We start from the raw sequence: 19,730 nt of genomic DNA on the forward strand, positions 1-19,730 counted from the left end.
TCCCTCATCACAAGCGAAAATCTGCTCGACGATTGACCGCCCTGACGGTAACATTTATTATTAAACAAGCTCTAAGACATATCAAAGGCCATGCATCCCGCTCGGGAACGCATGGCCTTATATTATATCGCCGGGAAAACTGCTTACATCAGCACAGGAGGCACCGACTCGGGCCCGCTGGCCCACGCCTTGTTGGGCCGCGGCCCCATATCGAGCTCCAGTTTTCCGCCATTCATTACATCCTCGTGGCTGATCCACGATTTATCCCAAGGCTTTCCGTTGAGACGCGCCGACTGTATATATTTGTTCGTGTCGCTTGCTCCTCCGGCCACAATCTCGAATGTATTGCCGTTGCTGAGCTTTACCGAAGCATGCTCAAACTGCGGCGAACCGATATTATACAATGGCAGACCGGGAGTCACGGGATAGAAACCGAGCGAGCTGAACACTACAAACGAAGTCATTCCGCCTCCGTCCTCATCTCCGGGAATGCCCATGAGATCATTGCGGAACCACATCTTGAGCAGGTCGCGTATGGCCTTCTGTGTCTTCCAAGGCATGCCTGCATAGTTGTAAAGATACGGAATATGCAGCGAAGGCTCGTTGGCCATGGAGAACTGGCCGACATTGCCGGTATGGTCGGGAAGTTTGGAATAAAACTCATATTTCCCTCGGCCCAGAGGCTCACGGAAAGTCTGGTCGAGATTCTCCACGAAGTTTTCCCTGCCGCCCATCAGCTCTATGAGATCGGCCACATTGTGGGGTACATCCCAGCGGTAGACCCATCCGTTGTTCTCGCCATAAAACTCACGGGCGCCGGGTCCGCCGTCCCACTTATAGTCAAATGGTTCAATAAACTTTCCATCCTTGTCCTTGGGATGGAAAAATGCCGTAGCCGGATTATAAATATTACGGTAATTGAGCGCACAGCTGTCATAGCGGGCAGCCTCATCGGTCTTGCCGAGAGCCTGTGCTATGCGCGCCAGACACCACTGGTCATAGCTTGTGCCGAGTGTCACTGCCACAGGCTGACGTTTCTCCCAGCTGTGGACATTAGGGTCGGTCTCCTTCTCTCCGGGGCGCAGTGCGGGGATGTATCCGTTGCGAGCGTAGAACTCGTCGATCCAGCCTGCCGGCTTTCCGCTCCATGGCGCAAGTGTCTTCTCCTCGATACCCCTGCGACACGCGTCATAGGCACGGAGAGTATCGATTCTTATACCCTTGGCCACGGCATCAGCCACCGAAGCCACGCCATGATTGGAATTCATGCGGCGTGAGTCGCCGTTTACCTCAGGGAATGTCGGCATCCAGCCGGTGCCCATCTGGTCGGCCATACGGAGGAAAGAAGCCAGGATAGCCTCCTCCCGGTCGCTGTCAAGCAGTATTCGCAGCGGATGGGCCGCGCGATAGGTATCCCATATCCAGTCGTCGGTATAGAACGGCGTCCCTTCGTCATCATGCACCTGACCGTCGAAAGCGCTGAAATAGCGTCCGTCCTCACTCATGCATATGGGACGCTCAAAGGTGCGGTAGTACGACGAGTAAAGCACCGTCTTTTGGTCATCGCTACCTCCTTTCACCTCTATACGTCCGAGCGCATCGTTCCATACCTTGCGCCCGTTGGCGGCAACAGCCTCAAGATTGAAATCCTTTATCTCTCTGGCCAGATTGCGTGCGGCCTGCTCCTCAGAGATGAACGACACTCCGTAGCGCAGCACCACATCTTTCGTACCGTCGGCAAACTGCCATACGGCACATGCGTTATCACCCTCCTTGCTGCCAAGACTTGTATTCACCGACCCGTCCTCAAGAATACCGGCGGCCGTCGGTGCTTTGTCAACATCTATATATACGTATACACGCGTATCGTTGGGGAGCTGCTGCCACCCGCTGATATGGTTGCCGTCGACATTTATCTTGCCGCTGCCGGTGCTTATAGCGATATACGCAGGCTTGCCGGGTTCGCTGCTCTCGAAGTCTATGTCATAGATAGCCGACTGGTTGCTTACCGCATAACGCACATGCATCGGGTCCTCTCCTTCGGGTGTGGCTATATCAACCGAAAATTCATATGGGGTGAGATGCTCGTTGTCATAGCTGTACTGCTTCACAGCCGACATGGCTCCGTCATGACCGGGATTGATTCTGAAGGCCGAGCGCTCCCGATGGTTTGTCACTATCACAGGGAGCCCGTTGAGCAGCCGGCTCGTATAATCATTGCGCTCGGGATACACACGCAGCATGCTGTTGGGCAGCTGCACGGTAGGGAAAGTAGGCACGAGCAGATGACTTATGTTTCCGATATACGGATTTACATAATCGACCGGCTCCATCTTGTCGGCCGCATAGGCATTGATACATGCATGGAATATGGCCGTAGCAGCCAGTAAGGAAAGGCATCCGGCACAGATTCCGATAAGTTTATGGTTATATTTCATTGCTGATGATGAGTTTTCTATATTACTTAAAGCCATTAATCATATCGATGGCGTCAGCGGAGCTCCTGACGCGAGAGTCTCCACCATGTTGCGGAGCAGCCTTGCGGCAATCGGGTCAGTGTCAGCTTTCTGCGTAGCCATTGTCGACACGATGGCCGAGCCCTTCCCTTCATTTATGCCTACAATTGTAAATCCGCGCAGAGAGTTTATGCGGTCGAGCCTGGCCTGAGAGCCGCCTCCGTCAATATAAGCATGTATCTTAATCTGTCCGGCAAGCTCGGTAACTTCCTCTCCGCGCTTTACCTGCAGGGTAGTATTGCATGCCGTAGGCATCTCGCGGAGATTATTGTTGAAATAGCGAAGCTCAAGAGGCTCTATCCCGTCAAACACACGACTGTCGTTACGCTCCATGAAGGTAATGTCGCCTTCGGTGGGAACCTCCCAGCTGAGTATATGCTCGGGGAATACTGCCTTGGCGGCCTCATTGCTGTTCAAGAAAAGTATGCGGCCTCCATTCTCCTCATATGTGCGAAGTGCCTTTGCATCGTAGTCATTCAGCACATGAGTGTCGCTAATGATGGCCACCTTCGGTTTGGCTCCGAGCATCTGGGTCACAGAACCGTATCTTCCACATTCGATACTGAGTGCCGAGAGTGTGGCAGCAGTCTTGTCGGAACCGTCGCCCTTGAGTATGGCCAATCGGTCCATGCTGTCGCCCGACGCATTGCCTTTGGCCCAGTCGCGGGTGGTAAGGAGCAGTTCGTACTCATTGGCCGAAACAGGTATTCCGTCCTCAGTGAGTTTCAGATAGAGCTTGGCCTTGACCTTCTCCTCGGGCAGATTCTCCGGTATGACAATCTTCGGGTCAATCCACAGGCGACCGTAGTGGGCCACGCTGTCGAGCATCCTGTCGCCATGGTCAAGCACCCTGCCGCGCTCGTCGCGTAGTTCCCAGCGCAGTAGTGTGGGCCTGAGGGTACGCCCCTCCTCCATATCGTTTACCACACATATGCGTGTGGCGAGAGGCTCGCCCGCATACTGATGACGCCCCCATAACTCGGCACTTACAAGTACCGGCTGCAAAGCTCTGGCCAGAGCATAATATGTGGGCCACGGCTCGATACGGTCGGCATCGTACACCTGACGAAACCATGTGAGCAGAGCGAAATGCATAATGCCGGAGGCCTGGTCGTTGCTGCGTCGCAATGCCTCGGCGAGCTCGCCGGTGATAAACGACTGAGCCCACAGGAAACATGCCGGATCGGCGAAGTCATAGCAGTCATAGCCCACGAGCGACTCGGGATTCTGGTGTATGATCTGATATGAATGGGTAGGATGGCCGGTCTCATTGTTGGGATATCCTGTCGACATCTCCTGACTTATAAGCGGACGGCCGGGCATCTTGAACCGCTCCTGAAACTCTCCGTTGAAGAAGCGGAACAACGAGTAGTCATACCAGTTGTAGTATGCATGCATGTCGTCGATATCACCGTCGTCGATAGAGTCCATGAATGCCTTGCCATACTTCTGCTCCTTCCCCTTGGCCTGGTAGTTGGAATCAAAACATACCGGACGCGTCGGGTCGACCTTGCGCATATCGCCTACAACATCGGAGATATAGCGGTACTTCTCTTTAGCGCGCTCGAGATTGTCGTCATTGTCATAGAATTTCATCTCGTTGTTGACTGTCCAGAACAGCAGCGACGGATGATTGCGGTATTTCTTCAGCAGGCCAAGAAACTCCTCGCGCCACATGGCGAGCACCTGCGGGTCAGGGAGCGGAGTAGAGTGTATGAATAGCCATGGCCATGTACCCTCGAAGCTGATGCCTATGCCGTTGCGGTCGGCGGCATCGAGCCACAATTCGTTCCATGGAGTGGTGTGAGTGCGTGTCACATCTATATTTCCCCTCTTCATGTGCTGCATGAATGTGTCGGCCAGGCGCTTGTCGTTGGGAGCCAGAGCAAACGGTATATGATTGCCGCCGCGCAGCCAGTACTTATGTCCGTTGAGATAAAACAGTCCGTCGCGCACCTCAAATGTACGGAAGCCGGAAGTCTCGGTAAAGCTGTCGAGCTTGCGCCCCTTCTTGTCGGACAGAGAGAATGTGAAATCATACAGGTCGGGGTGCTGCGGCGACCACAGACGCGGCTTAAGCCCGTCGACACTGTAGGTCAGTGTGCGTTTCTCTCCCGGTGCAAGGGTAATCTTCTCAATATCCCCGCTATACAGCTCGCTGCCGGTAGCACAGTCGGTAATACGGGTAGAGGGGACTACGGTCTGACGTCGGTCGGAACTGTTGCTGACAGTAAGTTCAAACGTGGCGCCGCTGAGGGTAGGACGTATATATACATCGTCGACTCTTACCGGCTCGGTTATTGTAAGTTTCACCGGTTGCCATATGCCTGCGGGCTCATCGCCGTAGAATCCGTGGGGTATTTCCTTAATGACATCCTTTCCGGCCTCCACCTTTCCATCCTCCTGCTCGCTCTCGCGCACCGATGAATAGAAAAAGTCGATTGAAGGCGATTTACCGTCGCCGGTCTTGCCGATTACCTTCAAGGCTATAAGATTGCGTCCGGGATGCAGCAGGCCGGTAGCGTCAACGTCAATCTGACCATACATGCCCAGATGACTCTTGACCTTCTTGCCGTTGATATATATTTCTGTAGCGCGCGATACGGCATCGAATGTCAGCTGCATATTACGGCCTTCGACCCCTTCGGGAAGGTCGACCCACTGGCGATACCATGCATCGCGGGTACGGCGGTAGTCGAAAGTATATCCCTCACACCGGGCCGTTTCCTGCATGTAATAGGTGTCTGACACACCCTTCGGCATATGACCTCGCGGAGTACCCATAGTCTCGCCATGCAGCCATATGCGTATCGGGTTCCAGAAGTCAGGCACATTCATCACATGCCAGTCGGAATCATCCTTCTGGGGATTTACGGCATCCTTTTCAGCAATATCGCTGTAGCCGGGCATAAACAACCAGTCGCCATCAAGACTCAGCTCGGTACGCGCTGCGCCAAGGCTGTCGAGTTTCTTTCCGGCATAAGATGCGCGCTGACTGCGCCGCATACTCTCTTTCTGCGCCGGAGTAAGAGGGTTGCTCCATTCCTTATCAGACACTCCATTAAGCGCATCGGGAGCAAGAGGTGTGATGACAAGATTATCAAACTCGGTGAGAATCCAGCTCCCGCCAAGGGTCACACCGCCTTCCGGAGCAAACTTTGATGCATTGGGGTCGGTAATATCCATATAGGGATGCTCCCCACCATTTAGAAACACGCGCATACGGTTGCCTACAACTTCGATGCGCACATCAATCCACTCTCCGGGTTCAGGACTGAAACAGAGAGGGCGCACACCCATCAGCTCGTCATTACCCTTGTAGCCCATGCGCATGAGCATCACATTATTCTGTATGCCCCCCTTTATTCCGAGGATATAGCGGTCAAAGCGGTTGGCGGCGCGGAAGCCACACCATATCTGTACCTGGTCCTGGCTTTTGGGAGCCCGTGCTCGGAAACTAACAGAATAGTCCTTCATGTCGGGAGCTCCGAAAGATGCATAGTTGTCTTTCGACACCAACACACCGTCACGCCCTACATGGGTAGAGCCACGCCCCACTGTAAGCAGCTTCTCGGAGGGATTGGAAAAATCGTTTCGATATATTGCGGCATCAGCCCCCGTGGCCGATAGCGAAGCTACGACCATGGAGCTGACACACAACATTTTTATTGAACTAACTGACATATTGACTTGATATTTTATCTAAGAGCTTGTTTCTCCGGTAAAAATTATCTGTCTTCAGGATTGCTGTACGAAGCGCGTACCTGAGGGAGATAGTCGGCGCGGTTGTCGCAGAAGAAATGTCCCTGCAGCTTGTCGTCGGGAGTCGACTCAGGCATGCTTACCTCCAGACGATTCCACCCTTGCAGTAGCGGCAGCTCACGGAAGTCGGCGCGGTTGTAATCCTTGCCGGCAATCTCTATAGGCTTGCCGTTGATGACAAGCTCTGTGTCAGGAGTACCGGTGCGAAGAGTAAGTTTGGGCATATTCGGCTCGATAAGCAGGTCGTCAAGCGGACGAGGACTGTAGACGTAAATAGTCAGAGTCTTTCGACCGTCGGCCTTCACCATTTTCTTTGCAGCCTGACGCGGGAACAAGAGCTTATTGTCCTGGAAGAAGAAGATTTCATCGGGATTCTGTTCAAGAGCCTTACAGGGGATACCGGCATTGGCGAGAATGGCACCAAGAGTCTTGAATCCCTTCTCGGTATTGGTAAACTCTCCGAGTGTGCTCAGATATATGTTGTTGGGACCTGATGAGTATCTTACCACCACCGCACGGGGTGTGGTACATTCATTCTCAGAACGGAGCAAAGCGGCTGTCTTCAGATTTTCGGCACGCTTGTTCCATGTACGCCAGTCGGTAAGGCACGCCTCAAGAATGACCTCGCTCTCCTCTACAAGCGGACCGGTAAGAGTATACTGTGCGGCATCGGCCTGCTGCACCTCGCAGAAATAGAAATCAGAAGGATTGAGCCCACGCATCCATGAGGTCTCGGCCGGGATAAATGAAGAGCGTCGGAGCGTATTTACCGTCACAGGCAGAGGCAGTAGTCCGTTGTAAGGATTATGAGGCTGCACATTGGCCGGATTAATACCCCACACGAGCAGGTCAGCCCCAAGTGTCATATTATTTTTGATTGTCTCTTCAAGCTCAGCCGACAGAGAGTATGTCCCGTCGAGAATATACAGAGCATTGGCAGGATTGGTAACTTTGTCGGAGAATATCACCCCCTGGGCATCAAACTGCTGGCGCGCACGGGAGTCGGCGTTGCCCACGAATACTACCTGACGGTAGGGTGTGGCGGCATCCCATCGTCCTTTTGATTCATATTTCTTCTTGTCGATTTCGGCCCACTCGCTCCATGCCGGACCGCCGGGAGCATTGGCGGCGCGCATCGCCTCAAACATTGGCCACGGTCTGTAGAGCGGAAGCGACGGGTCGTAACCGGGATTGAGTGTAGTGCTGTAGGGACCTACACGCTCAGGCTGTACTCCGGGCAGCCCTTCTGTGTATGTGCCGAAGAATATACCGTCATTATCAATCGACGGAGGTGTAGTGATATCTTTCTTGCCAAGCGGCAGGGGCTGCAGTGCGTACCATGCCATATTGAACACGGTCGAATAGCTTGCACCGTTGTCGCGCTGGTCCTTTATCAGATTGTAGCACTCGTTGGCAAGCCCCTCCATGCGTCCGAGGGCCGAGACATATGCACGCTCGCCATTATATTTGGCTACCTGTTCGGGAGTTCCGTAGTAGGCCATCGAATGCTCACCGATACCCCAGGGCTTACCTATATTAATCCAGTTGTGCATTGAGCCGACATCACCGTAATGTCCTACTGTAACAGGCAGGATGCCGTCGCCGTCATCTTCGCCGTCTGAACTGATCCAGGGACGAGTGGGGTCGAGCTGACGCACGATATCGCGCCATTCGCGCCATGCCACCATCTGAGGTTCGAGAAGGTCAGGACGGTTGTACACATATAGTATCACCGGCTTGTTCTCGTTGCTGACACTCCATCCAAACACACTGGCATGGTTGCGGTCACGCATCACAAAGCGGCGCAGATGGTCTTTAGAAGCCTCCCAGAAGTGGGGAGAGTCAAGTTTCGGACCTCCGTCGCTTGCCCAGTTGGCGGTCTCGTTGAGTATGCATATACCCATCTCGTCGGCCATATCATGGTAAAAGCGCGGATACACCATGGCATGCGGGCGCACGGCATTGCCGTTCATATCCTTGATAGCCTTGTACCAGGCATATGCATAGCGGCGTGTCATCTGTGGAATACCCATGAAGTGCCACGAGTCGCCACGCAATGGATATACCTTGCCGTTGAGCAGATGGCTGGTGCCTTCGAGTGTCCACTCACGCCATCCGAAACGCTCATATTTTGTATCGATTTTCTTGCCGCCCGATTTGGCCGCAAGTACAAGACCGTACAGATTGGGGGTCTCCGGAGTCCAGTATTTCAGTACACCATCGGCCACCGGAAGTGTGATTACAGTCCGGGCGGTATCGCCGGGGGCTACAGTTACCTTAACCGGCTTTACAGCCATGGCCTGACGACCGAGTTCCCAGGCAGGCACAGGCGCCGAATTCACATCGGTACCGGCCAGATTGATCCACTCGCTTACATCGCCGGCGAGCTCAACAGTCTGCTTTTTGGTGTCGGAGTTGGTAAGTGTAACCTCGATTTCAAGCAGGCCACGGCCAACAAGAGGCTTCACATATACATCCTCGATACGTGTGCGCGGCACCGCCTGGAGATATACATCCTGCCAGATACCATTCATGTCGTAGCCCCACATCGAGCCGCCGGGCACAATCCGTCGGCCGATTGTGCTGTTGTCCTCAAACAGTTTCTGAGAGCGCACGCCGACCAGCACCTCGGCTTTCTCACCGGGCTTCACGGCATCGGTAATATCTGCGGAGAAAGGGAGGAAAAGGTCGAAATTACCCGCAACTTTCCGGCCGTTGACATACACCACCGTCTCTCCGGCAACTGCCTCAAACCAAAGGCGTATGTCATTGCCGCTCCAGTCGGCGGGCACCTCAAATGTTTTTTTCATCCACGCCATCTTGACGTCGTTCCACTCGCGGGGATACGACGGGTAATTGCGATGGTCGGGGCCCTCGAGATTGCGGTTGGAGAAGTCGTTGACATTCCAGGGAGAGGGTATCTTGATTTTTGTAGCGCTCCATCCGTCGGCGGAAGGCATCGGGAGCTCAGGAGCTTTTCCGGCGCCCTGACGATAATCGGCAGGGAGATTTACCGGCTGGAAATCCCAGTAGCCGTTGAGGCATATCTCCTTGCGGTAGGGCTTCTCAAGGCGATTGACAAGTCCTTCGTATGGAGCAAAAACACCGTTATATACCAGTCGCTGGGCCGCGGGATTGCGCACCGGCATCGAGGCGGAAAGCGGCTTCTCCTTCTTGAGCATGCTTCTGGCCTGCCCGATAAGCCACAGATAATGGTCGGGCTCGGTCTCGTCGTCAAGAGCCACAAAGTGGCTATCGCCTACAGGAACATTCCTCGCACACTTGAATACGGCGGTACCCTCGTCGATTTCATCAAACATGGCTACATAAATCATCTCGGCACCCTGCTCGATAGCGCCGGAGAGCTGCTTCCAGAAGAAGTTGCCGTTGTTGCGGTCAATCTGCAGACTCTTCACACCCTTCATGTTTTTCCAGGAGAAACCCGGGAAACACAATGGAGCGTAATCTATCTTCTCGGCTTTACACCATTTGATGTCATCACCGATAAGTTTCTTATAGAACGGGTAAGTGCTCTCATTATATCGGCCCACGAACCATGGCATGATAATGTCGCACTTCTTTATCAGGGTATGTAGTCCGGGATCTGACTCAGTATCATACTTAAGCTCGCGCCAATGTGTAGGCACACCCAGCATCACACTGAAGCCCTGCTTTTTCAGCCCGTCGACAATGGCATTGGCCTCTTTAAGACCATAGTGGCGGCGGTCATTGAATCCCACACCCCATACCACTACAAGCGGACGTCCGTTGTGCCACAGATACGACGGATTGGCCGCGCGGTCCTTAAGACCGAGCATCGGTGTGAGTTCGCGGATATCGCCGAGAAGTATCTTCTCATCGCCGGCATTCATACCCGACAGGTCGTACATGACACAGAAAGCGCGTCCGTACTTGTTGGCAGCGACGCTTGCGTCATTGAGCAGTTTGGTGAAATGCTTCTTTCCGGAAGGATTCTTGATTTCCGGGATAAAGCGCTGCATGAACACACCGTCGAGTCCATACTCTTTCATCCACCGGAAGTGGGTGTCGACAGTTGAAGCGTCATGCGACGAGAATGTACGCGCAACCGAACCGTCGGCATAGCGAAACTCCGTATCATAGAGTTTCTCGTATTCCGAGGTCTCGGGCCAGATATCAATCGAACAGCTTCCGGGACGGAAACCGTCGCTGCCCTTATAGTGATACCATCCACGCCCCTCGCCATCGCCGGGTGTGTTGAACCAACCCTGATAACCTGCCATGACCAACCCTTTGTAGGAGTCATATTGTTTCTGCGCATAGCCCGACAAGCCAATCAGGAAAGCTAAGATAATTACTATTTGTCTTCTCATATTTTTTGTTTTGCCGATGCCTGCGAAGCGGTATCACAGTCATCTATCGTTTCGAGTATTTTTTTGGTTACACTGTGTCGATACCACAATAATCCCGGCCACGCAACAGGGACTTATTGTGATTTCGACTGCAAAATAAAGCCAACCCGGTTAACTACCGGATATATCCACCCTTAATTTTCAATTAAATTCCACTTAACAACCGGCAAAATGAGGTCTAAACGCCCTTTTAATGCTCTATTTGGGCATTACATGTTTTTAAACATGTTTTTTGCCGAAGTCGGCAGGCACCCTCACGAGGGCTGTAACCGCAATCGTCACGACGCAGCATATCATGACCCACCAGAAGAATCCGAGATAGCCGAGCTGTTCCTGTATCCATCCGGCTACCATGCCGGGCAGCATCATGCCCAGCGCCATGAAGCCTGTGCATATGGCGTAATGCGCCGTGCGCAGTTCGCCGTCGCTATAGTAGATGAGATAAAGCATATAGGCACTGAATCCGAATCCATAGCCAAGCTGCTCTATGCCTACACAGGCACATATCGTAAGAAGCGATGTGGGTTGCGCCCATGCCAGATAGCAGAATGTGGCACACGTAAGAGATATACTCCATGCCATCGGCCACAGCCATTTCTTAAGGCCTCCACGTGCCGTGACTATACCACCGACAATTCCGCCGACGGTAAGGCCAATGACACCTACCGTGCCATATACCAGACCGACCTCCCCGGTGCTCAGTCCAAGGCCACCCGCCTCACGACCGTCGACAAGAAACGGATTTATCAGCTTTACGAGCTGCGCCTCCGGCACACGGTAAAGTAGCATGAACAGAATGCCGGCCAATGCCTGCGGCTTTCTGAAGAAAGTGGCAAATGTGCGTAAGAATTCTTTTCCGGCATTTCGCACGGTAATACCCTCGGCAGGACGGTCGATTGCCGGACGGGGGAGCACATGGTGATGGTACACCGAAAATATAAAGAAACAGGCGGAAATGATGCCCATGACTACCGCCCATGACATGGCTACGCTTACTCCGCTCTCGCCGATTGCCCAGGCTACGGCTACAAGACCACCCTGTGCGGTAATCGTGGCTATACGGTAGAATGTACTGCGTATCCCAACATAGAAGGCCTGCTGATGAGGGGTAAGGGCAAGCATATAGAATCCGTCGGCGGCAATATCGTGGGTAGCGCTCACAAATGCCGTAAGCCAGAAGAATGCAAGCGACAACCGGAAAAACCATGCACCCGGCAGCGTAAACGCCACACATGCAAGCCCGACAGCAATCAAGGCCTCGGTGGTGACAATCCACCAGCGCTTTGTACGGAAGAGGTCGACAAACGGACTCCACAGAGGCTTTATGACCCAGGGGAGATAGAGCCATGATGTGTAAAATGCAATCTCGCTGTTGGATATGCCCATCACCTTATACATGAGCACCGACAGTGTCATCACCGCCACATAAGGCATCGCCTCGGCAAAATACAGCGTACTGACCCAGGCCCACGGCGTTATCTCTCCTTTTCTTCCTGACATAGTTTGTTGATGTCCGCGTTATTAAAATAGTGGCGCAGAATCGTACGATAGTCATACCCTTCCGAAGCCATTACGGCAGCGCCTATCTGGCATAACCCTACTCCATGCCCCCAGCCTGCGCCATGCAATATAAACTCTCCCTCATCGCCACGCTCCACAACGAAAGCCGAGCTGTAGAGATGGCTGCGCGAGAGCCAGCGGCGTATCTCGAGTTCCTTTCCTACGGTCATCGTACGCAATGTGCCGGTGATACGCAGACGCACGATACGTCCCGACCGTCCGCGCTCTATAGGCTGAATATCGGTTATAGTGCCGAAATCAATGCCCGACCGCTCACGCACTATTGCCGACAGTTCGGATGGAGTATATGTAACGGTCCACCGGTAGAAATCGGGGGTGGTGTCAAAATCGCTTCGGTTAAGTACACTGCGGAGCACAGCGACATCGGGCGAGGCACAAAAGGCCTCGGGGGTCGACATAATCCACTTCACGGCCTCACTCTCATCACGAAGGTCAGGCACAGGACGGGATGGAACAGTATCGCGCCCGACTTCAAGGCAGGAATGATGCACCGGCTCCCAGCAATATTCAAACTCCTCGAATGCACCTCCGCAACATTTGGAGAAACGTGTGTCGCACAGGCGCCCATCACCATCAAGCACCACCTCGCCGCAAGTGGCCGAGATTATATCATGCAACCTTGCGCCATACTCCTCGGCGGGTATGCCGAGATAGCGCTGACAGTGGTCGTCGGCACACACGTCAAAGTCGGTATGGTCGTCGTGGTCGTACCATCTTATATGTTCGTCGCCGCAATCCGTAGCTCCGCAATCACACGGCCCGGGATAGTGAAGCGACTCACGGCATGCAACCTGCTTATATGCCCAGCTGCGGGAAATCACGGCATGTGCCTTAAGAAGCTCATCGGGCGACGACGGACTCATCTCGGCCCCGATTACGCCTTCAAGGTAACGCTCCATACCTACTACATTGACAGCCTCGACCATACCGTCGGAGCGACGTTGCAGCTCGAGAATGCCCGGATACGTGCGCCGCTCGGTATGCTCCCAGTGGAACTGACTCCCTACCGGGACATCCTCAAGTGTAAACGACGAGTCGGCGTCGAGTGGAAAGAAAGTGTCGGCCACACGCTCATAACGTCCGTTGAGCGTAAATCTCAGATTGCGGGAGCTCATGATACCGACACGTATACAGCGGTCGGGATTAGGATAGGCTACCTCGGCAAGGATGCTTTCAAGACACTCGCGGTCAAGCGCCATGAAGTCATCATTGCTGACGGTTACAATCGTGCCGAATATATCTATCGCTCCGGGGCTTACCGCAGGCTTCGGATAGCATGACGGGCGATGCGCCCGACGAGGCACAATCCTGACCATAAGGTTTCCGTCGGCCAGGCGTTCCATAGCGATATTCACAGGCATCTCAGCTCCGTCGGCCGACAGACCGGCCGAGAGGAGATATTGCTCCACATCCCTTACCACACTGTCAGCGTCGCAACCTATAAATCTGCGGCTGTAGACCGGCCCGCGGTCAAACCGCAGCATGTCGATATATCCCGAAGGCACTGCCTGAAAATGGAAATGGTCGGGGGCCGATGCACCGCTGCGCGCACCGTTGTATATTACCGTAAAACCCTCCAGCTCGCCGGCAAGGGCGGCCATATCGGCTATACGGCCCGGAATATGTTGCGGCGTGTGGTCTATGGCGGCGATTGTAAGATGGTTGGGAAATACCGGGAACGGATTCACCAGAATCTCATAACCACGCCATTGCATGGCGGCCTGCTGCTGCGGTCGGTTGGCAGCACACAGAAAACATGGCCGCGCAGCCACACTGCCGGCATCGAGCCGCGCAAGCGTGCTTACCTTTCGCGCCGGCAAAAGCAGGGCCTTCCACTCAAAGCCCTCATAACGGGCGAGCACACGCGGCTCGCAGGCAGCCACCATCCGATGGCGTTCGGCGGCCTCGGGCCATCGTTCAAGTCCCTCGGCAATCCAGTCAAGTATATATTGCTTATCCATCAGTCCTTCAAAGCCCGGCGCGCGACAATCTCCATCGTGCGCAGCGAGTCCTTATAATGGTTGAATTCCCTCAGCCTCTCGGGCGAGAGCGACGCATCGGAGTTGCCGCTCCAGCGGCGACACATGTATATGGAATCGAATATTCGTCCCACATGCCATTTGCGCGATATGGCCAGAGCCATGGCATAATCCTCGCCATAGCTTGAGTTAGGGAAAAGTATGTCGCGTGCAATCGAGGTGACAAATGCGCGCGGAGCGCCGATACCGTTGACACGCAACAGATTGTTGCGCCCGTTGAGACGGGTCCATTCACGATGGTCAATAAGCCCGGGCGGTATGGTATTGCCGTCGATATCGGTAAGGGTGTAGCTTCCGACCACCATCGCGCAACGCTCGCGGCGGAATGTCTCGACCACGCGTCGCAAGGTGTCGGATGAAGAATATATGTCGTCGCTGTCGAGCTGCACGGCATAGCGTCCACATGCGGGATGGAGAATAGCCGTGTTCCAGCATCCGCCTATACCGAGTCCATCCTCAGCAGGAACGACATGCACCAGACGGGAATCCTCGGCAGCAATAGCGCTGAGCAACTCTGTAGTACCGTCGTCGCTGTGATTGTCGACAACAATCACATTGTAGATAAAATCGGTCTCCTGCGACAATGCGCTGCGCACCGCATCGCCTACTGTGGCAACACGGTTGCGCACCGGTATCACCACCGATGCCTCGACCGGCCACTCTCCGTCGTCGGTGTTAGAGCGGTCGACACGCGCCGGTTCCCCTTCCAGGTAGGCGCCTACAGCCTTAAGATGGGCTGAGCATATCTCCTCAAGTTCAATCTGCCGCTGACGGTTGGCAGGATCGACATATGCCCACTGGTCGGCTGCGGTGTCGATACGCTCTGCGATGCAAAGTGGCTCGCCAAGCCTTACTACAGGCCCCTGACGCTGCAAGGCAAGCCGCAGCGCATAAAGCAAGCCGTAGGTATATCCGTGGTCAAAAGTGCCGAGCGCACTCTCCATGGCCACGGGCGACACCATCCATACGGGTCCCATGTCAAACCCCTCGCGCATGGCTCCGGGCTGCCACTCCTCGCTCTTTGCCATAAGCAGAGAGCCATCGGGCTGACGCAACCAGCAATCGCCGTACACGATTGCGGCGCCTGTGGCGCGCAGCACCTGACGCATACGCCGGGCGGCTCCGGGAAGCATTGTCGCCGACCACCCCGGAAGCACCATCACCTCGTCGGGCCGGGCGGCAACAGCACATAAATGACGTCGCAGGGTAGCGGCGGTCTCGTTGTGATGCAGTGTAATCATTACAATTATAGGCGGTTACTTAAGTAAGTCGTAAAAAAAATCCTATCGCCGATAAAATAATTTTTACGACTTACTTATATCATAACAGTATTTATGAATGTGTCTCTACCTTGGCCGAAGGGGGAAGGGCACGGTTGCGCTCATCGACAGCCTCCACCAGATTTCCGGCAAGATTCATGAATGCCTCGCCGGTAATGCTGTCGCGCAAAGCTATAGGCGCACCGCTGTCGCCACCCTCGCAGATACTGCCTACGAGCGGAATCTGTGCAAGCACCTTGACGCCAAACTCCTCGGCAAGTTTCACGGCTCCGTCACGGCCGAAAATATAGTAGCGTTCGTCGGGATGGGCAGCGGGGGTAAACCATGCCATATTTTCCACAATACCAAGCACAGGCACATTGACCTTGTCGTCGCGGAACATCGCCAGTCCCTTGCGGGCATCAGCCAGCGCGACATCCTGGGGAGTACTTACAATCACAGCCCCGGTGATGGCAAGCGTCTGCACAAGTGTGAGATGGATGTCGCTCGTGCCGGGAGGCATGTCGATAAGAAAATAATCGAGTTCGCCCCACAGAGCATCGGTAATCAGCTGGTTGAGAGCGCGTGAAGCCATGGCTCCGCGCCAGAGCACCGGACTGTTGCGGTCGACAAGAAATCCGATTGACAGCACCTTCACCCCGTAGCGTTCAACGGGTACAATCATCTCGCGTCCGTCGACATTCTCGGCATATATAGGCTCGTCCTCCACGCCAAACATCTTGGGTACCGACGGTCCGAAAATATCGGCATCGAGCAGACCTACCTTGTAGCCCATACGTGCCAGAGCCACGGCAAGATTGCTTGCTACTGTCGACTTGCCTACCCCACCCTTGCCGGAAGATACGCCTATGATATTCTTAACACCCTTAAGGGGATTGTCGGGGCGCGGAGCAGGATTGGGATTGCGGAACTTGACATTGATGCGATCCTTTACATCGACTTCGGGAGAGATGTATGTAGTCAGTGCCGTCTCGGCGGCCTTCACGAGCGACTTCACAAACGGATCGGTCGGTTTGTCGAATATCAGCGAGAAACTTACAGAGTTTCCGTCGATTCGTATGTCGTCCTCGACCATGCCGAGCTCGACTATATTTTTCCCATTGCCGGGATAGCGTACATTGCTTAATGCGTCAAGTATCAGACGCGGATATAATGTTTCCATACTTATCTATTAAGAGTCTATTAAGAGCTTGTTTAACATGTCAGAGCATATCGGGCATCTGCAGCTCTCCGCGTGAGAAGCTGCGATAGGTGTCGGGCTCTATCTCTTCGTCGGGCTCGTCAAGCACAGTATCGTGGTCGAGATGCCATGCGATATATTTTATGGTAAGTCCGCGGTCGAGCCACTGCTGCTCGTAGAAAGTGCGTATGCCGAGTATGTCGCCCGCACCCTCAGGCGAAGCGTAAAGGTCGGCTGTGTCGGCCACCATCTTCAATCGGTTTAATCCGGTCATCAGGCCGGTATACTTATATAGAAACGGGCTGTCGGTCTTCAGATGCACTATCCCGTCGGGCTTCATCACCTTGCGGTAAAGATTCATGAAGCGGGTGCCTGTGAGGCGCTTGTTTACCTTCTTCATCTGAGGGTCGGGAAATGTAATCCATATCTCATCGACCTCGCCGGGAGCGAAGAAGAATGGTATCAGCTCTATGCTCGTGCGGAGAAACGCCGCATTAGGTATATTCCTGTCAGTGACCTGGCGTGCGCCCGACCATATGCGTGCGCCCTTTATATCTATTCCTATGAAATTTTTATCGGGGAAACGCTCGGCAAGCCCTACGGTATATTCCCCTTTGCCACATCCGAGTTCAAGCACGATGGGATTGTCGTTGTGGAAATACTCGCGGCCCCATTGTCCGCGCATAGGGAATCCCTGCTCTTCCAGTACTCTGAACGGATACTGAAACACACACTTCATCTGCTCTACCTCGCTGAATTTCTTTAATTTATTCTTTCCCATATCATCTTGATAATGTATATGTTGACTTCGTTCCTCCTACAAGTGTCACCGCCACCACACATACCCTGCAGGGCCAATGGCACGCATCAATCTGCGCCTGCGGCACACCGGGCTTCATGTCGGCAAGCATTATGCCGTCGATCGACACAGCCTCTATTTTCATGATATCGCGCGGAGCCGACACTTTCAGCACAGTGCCGTCAAACCACAGAACGATACCGTCAGTATCCTGCTCTATGCCGTCGACAGCTCCGGTGGAGAGGCTTATATCAAACTCCTGCCACTGCGATGCGGCGGCAAAACTGTCGGCCATATCCTCAGCCACTCCGAGCTTCACCGCAGGGCGGTCTACCTCATCCCACACATCCTCGCCGAGAGCGGGCACCAGGCGCAGGGCCGACGCATCAATTGAGGCGAGTTCATGCATGCGCTCCATACCGTGGTCGCCTATCGAGTCGAGAGTGGAAGGGAGCACAATGCCCGACGCACGGTTTCCCGACATGGCGTAAGCTCCTATCGTGCGCACTCCCTCGGTCAGTATGCCGGAGAGAGCCGCATCCGGAGCGCCGGCAATCATCAGAGCAGGCACATGCTCTATACCGGAGGCATCTATGCCGGTCAGGGCCCCGCATCCGAGAAACAGACCTTCACCCAACGTAAGGGATCCGGTTGCAGGGAGTGACACCTCCTCAAGCGACGAGCATCCTTCAAAAGCCCGCGCTCCGACAGAGCGCAGACTCTCACAATGCGATAGGTCAAGTCTACGAAGGGGGGCACCATGAAACGCCGACTCTCCGACCGTCACGACTCCCTTGCCTCCGGAGATGTCCGACAGCGACACACAGTCGCCAAACGCATTTCGCCCGATAGCACGCAGCCCGTCGGGGAGCGTCAGCGACACAAGCGCACTGTGGGCAAATGCATATGGTGCAATCGAATCGAGCCTGGCGGGCAACGTGAGTTCTTTAGCCGGAATAGCGGCAAAAGCGCCCTCACCGATTACAGTTATGTCATCGGGCAGGCTTACATTGGCCAGAGGCATTGCAGCAAAGGCGTAGGGAGGTATCTGCGCAGGCCGGACTATAAGCCCGCGCATGTCAATCGCCTCAAGCATCGGCAGGCTGTCGCGCAGTACCGCAAGTTCGGAGGAATATACCGTGCCTTCCAGCACGAGCTCCCGGGTGTCGGACGGCACTCCGGCGAGGGCCGACGCAAGTGAGCCGGGCGAGTCGGCCACGACCGTAAGGGCCATGGCTCCGGGGATTACGGCAATTGCCGCAACGGCTGTAAGCAATATCCGGGAAAGGCCCTTGAAGGCCTTGCTCATCAATGGCATAAATGCATGTTGATTATGGCTTTCACCGGATACATGGCCACGATATCGCTCTTGTTTACCTCCATCGGGTCGTAATCCTCATTGGCGCTCTTGAGTATGATTTTCTCGGGATTGTCATGGCGACGCACATACTTGACGACACGGCGGTTTTCCATCACCACTATATATATTTCACCCCAGGCAATCATGGGGAACTCATTCTCAGGGAGGAAAGCAAGGTAGGCTCCGCTCTCTATTATCGGCATCATCGAATTGCCCTGCGCCTGCACTACGGCCCAGTTGGGGCTGAGGTGAGGCATAGTGAGGTAGCCTATGACATTTTCCTGGGTAAACGCGCGGTCAAGCTCTTCGACACCGGCGAGCACAGCGATATCGTAGATAGGGAGCGAACGCTGCTGAAACATCTGAAAACCGGGCTCCACTCTGGCGACAGCCGGAGTAGCCACATGATTTTTGTCAAACGGAAGCCCGATGCCATCGCGTAGCCACTCGCGCGACACGCCGGTATTTACAACGATGCGGTTGATGAGATTGTCGGTAATCGGCAGATGCCCGTTGATATACTTGGATATGTTGGCGGGGTCAAGACCGATTTTTTTTGCAAACTGCGCCTGCGACAGGCGTGTAAGCCCCATAAGATGGCGTACACGGCCTACTACTGCGGTGGCCTTCTCCTTGTCAAGAGATATCTGTTTTCTGAATTCTGAGCTCATTTAATTATTAAGGTGTGTTTATCGTCCTTTTGGCAAATTTACACCTTTAATTGTTATCTTGCAAGAAAAAGATTTAGAAACTGTTTAAATTTATATGATACAGATTTTGAGAGAGAATGTCAGATGTATTTTTGTTTGCGATGAACGAGCG

The 19,730-nt window shown here is 54.1% G+C and carries 10 protein-coding genes; all 10 read right to left on the bottom strand.

Annotated elements, in window-relative coordinates:
* Positions 1-143 precede the first annotated feature (143 nt).
* On the bottom strand, positions 144-2,438 hold the full coding sequence (locus tag K2I50_RS08140) for a GH92 family glycosyl hydrolase (protein ID WP_301025838.1): 2,295 nt from the start codon (positions 2,436-2,438) through the stop codon (positions 144-146).
* A 39-nt stretch (positions 2,439-2,477) separates the two neighbouring features.
* Positions 2,478-6,200 (bottom strand): glycoside hydrolase family 2 TIM barrel-domain containing protein, encoded by a 3,723-nt coding sequence (locus tag K2I50_RS08145; RefSeq protein WP_301025839.1) that lies wholly within the window; start codon positions 6,198-6,200, stop codon positions 2,478-2,480.
* A gap of 44 nt (positions 6,201-6,244) precedes the next feature.
* Positions 6,245-10,630, bottom strand: a complete 4,386-nt coding sequence (locus K2I50_RS08150) for a sugar-binding domain-containing protein (protein ID WP_367279096.1) — start codon at positions 10,628-10,630, stop codon at positions 6,245-6,247.
* A 258-nt stretch (positions 10,631-10,888) separates the two neighbouring features.
* Entirely contained in the window at positions 10,889-12,169 is a 1,281-nt protein-coding gene (locus K2I50_RS08155; protein WP_301025840.1) for an MFS transporter, read from the bottom strand.
* Positions 12,145-14,211, bottom strand: coding sequence for a DUF4922 domain-containing protein (locus K2I50_RS08160; RefSeq protein WP_301025841.1), 2,067 nt, complete (start codon positions 14,209-14,211; stop codon positions 12,145-12,147). Before K2I50_RS08160 ends, K2I50_RS08155 begins: the two co-directional genes overlap by 25 nt.
* Positions 14,211-15,530, bottom strand: coding sequence for a glycosyltransferase family 2 protein (locus K2I50_RS08165; protein ID WP_301025842.1), 1,320 nt, complete (start codon positions 15,528-15,530; stop codon positions 14,211-14,213). Before K2I50_RS08165 ends, K2I50_RS08160 begins: the two co-directional genes overlap by 1 nt.
* Positions 15,531-15,621: 91 nt before the next feature.
* A complete protein-coding gene (locus K2I50_RS08170; RefSeq protein WP_301025843.1) occupies positions 15,622-16,731 on the bottom strand; it encodes an Mrp/NBP35 family ATP-binding protein in 1,110 nt (369 codons plus the stop codon).
* Between the two features lie 40 nt (positions 16,732-16,771).
* Complete coding sequence (gene trmB / locus K2I50_RS08175) at positions 16,772-17,530, bottom strand: tRNA (guanosine(46)-N7)-methyltransferase TrmB (RefSeq protein WP_301025844.1); 759 nt, start codon at positions 17,528-17,530, stop codon at positions 16,772-16,774.
* Position 17,531: 1 nt separating this feature from the next.
* The gene (locus K2I50_RS08180) at positions 17,532-18,866 is read right to left on the bottom strand and encodes a leucine-rich repeat domain-containing protein (RefSeq protein ID WP_301025845.1); all 1,335 of its coding nucleotides are present in this window, start codon (positions 18,864-18,866) and stop codon (positions 17,532-17,534) included.
* On the bottom strand, positions 18,857-19,579 hold the full coding sequence (locus tag K2I50_RS08185) for a LexA family transcriptional regulator (RefSeq protein WP_301025846.1): 723 nt from the start codon (positions 19,577-19,579) through the stop codon (positions 18,857-18,859). Before K2I50_RS08185 ends, K2I50_RS08180 begins: the two co-directional genes overlap by 10 nt.
* Positions 19,580-19,730: the final 151 nt, after the last annotated feature.

It is taken from the genome of Muribaculum sp., from assembly GCF_029051885.1.
Classification (GTDB): Bacteria; Bacteroidota; Bacteroidia; order Bacteroidales; family Muribaculaceae; genus Muribaculum.

Bases quoted from the DNA above. Each gene is read 5' to 3' on its own strand.
- K2I50_RS08140 (WP_301025838.1), bottom strand. From the start codon at position 2,438: ATGAAATATAACCATAAACTTATCGGAATCTGTGCCGGATGCCTTTCC.
- trmB (WP_301025844.1), bottom strand. From the start codon at position 17,530: ATGGGAAAGAATAAATTAAAGAAATTCAGCGAGGTAGAGCAGATGAAG.
- K2I50_RS08180 (WP_301025845.1), bottom strand. From the start codon at position 18,866: ATGCCATTGATGAGCAAGGCCTTCAAGGGCCTTTCCCGGATATTGCTT.
- K2I50_RS08150 (WP_367279096.1), bottom strand. From the start codon at position 10,630: ATGAGAAGACAAATAGTAATTATCTTAGCTTTCCTGATTGGCTTGTCG.
- K2I50_RS08145 (WP_301025839.1), bottom strand. From the start codon at position 6,200: ATGTCAGTTAGTTCAATAAAAATGTTGTGTGTCAGCTCCATGGTCGTA.
- K2I50_RS08155 (WP_301025840.1), bottom strand. From the start codon at position 12,169: ATGTCAGGAAGAAAAGGAGAGATAACGCCGTGGGCCTGGGTCAGTACG.
- K2I50_RS08185 (WP_301025846.1), bottom strand. From the start codon at position 19,579: ATGAGCTCAGAATTCAGAAAACAGATATCTCTTGACAAGGAGAAGGCC.
- K2I50_RS08165 (WP_301025842.1), bottom strand. From the start codon at position 15,530: ATGATTACACTGCATCACAACGAGACCGCCGCTACCCTGCGACGTCAT.
- K2I50_RS08170 (WP_301025843.1), bottom strand. From the start codon at position 16,731: ATGGAAACATTATATCCGCGTCTGATACTTGACGCATTAAGCAATGTA.
- K2I50_RS08160 (WP_301025841.1), bottom strand. From the start codon at position 14,211: ATGGATAAGCAATATATACTTGACTGGATTGCCGAGGGACTTGAACGA.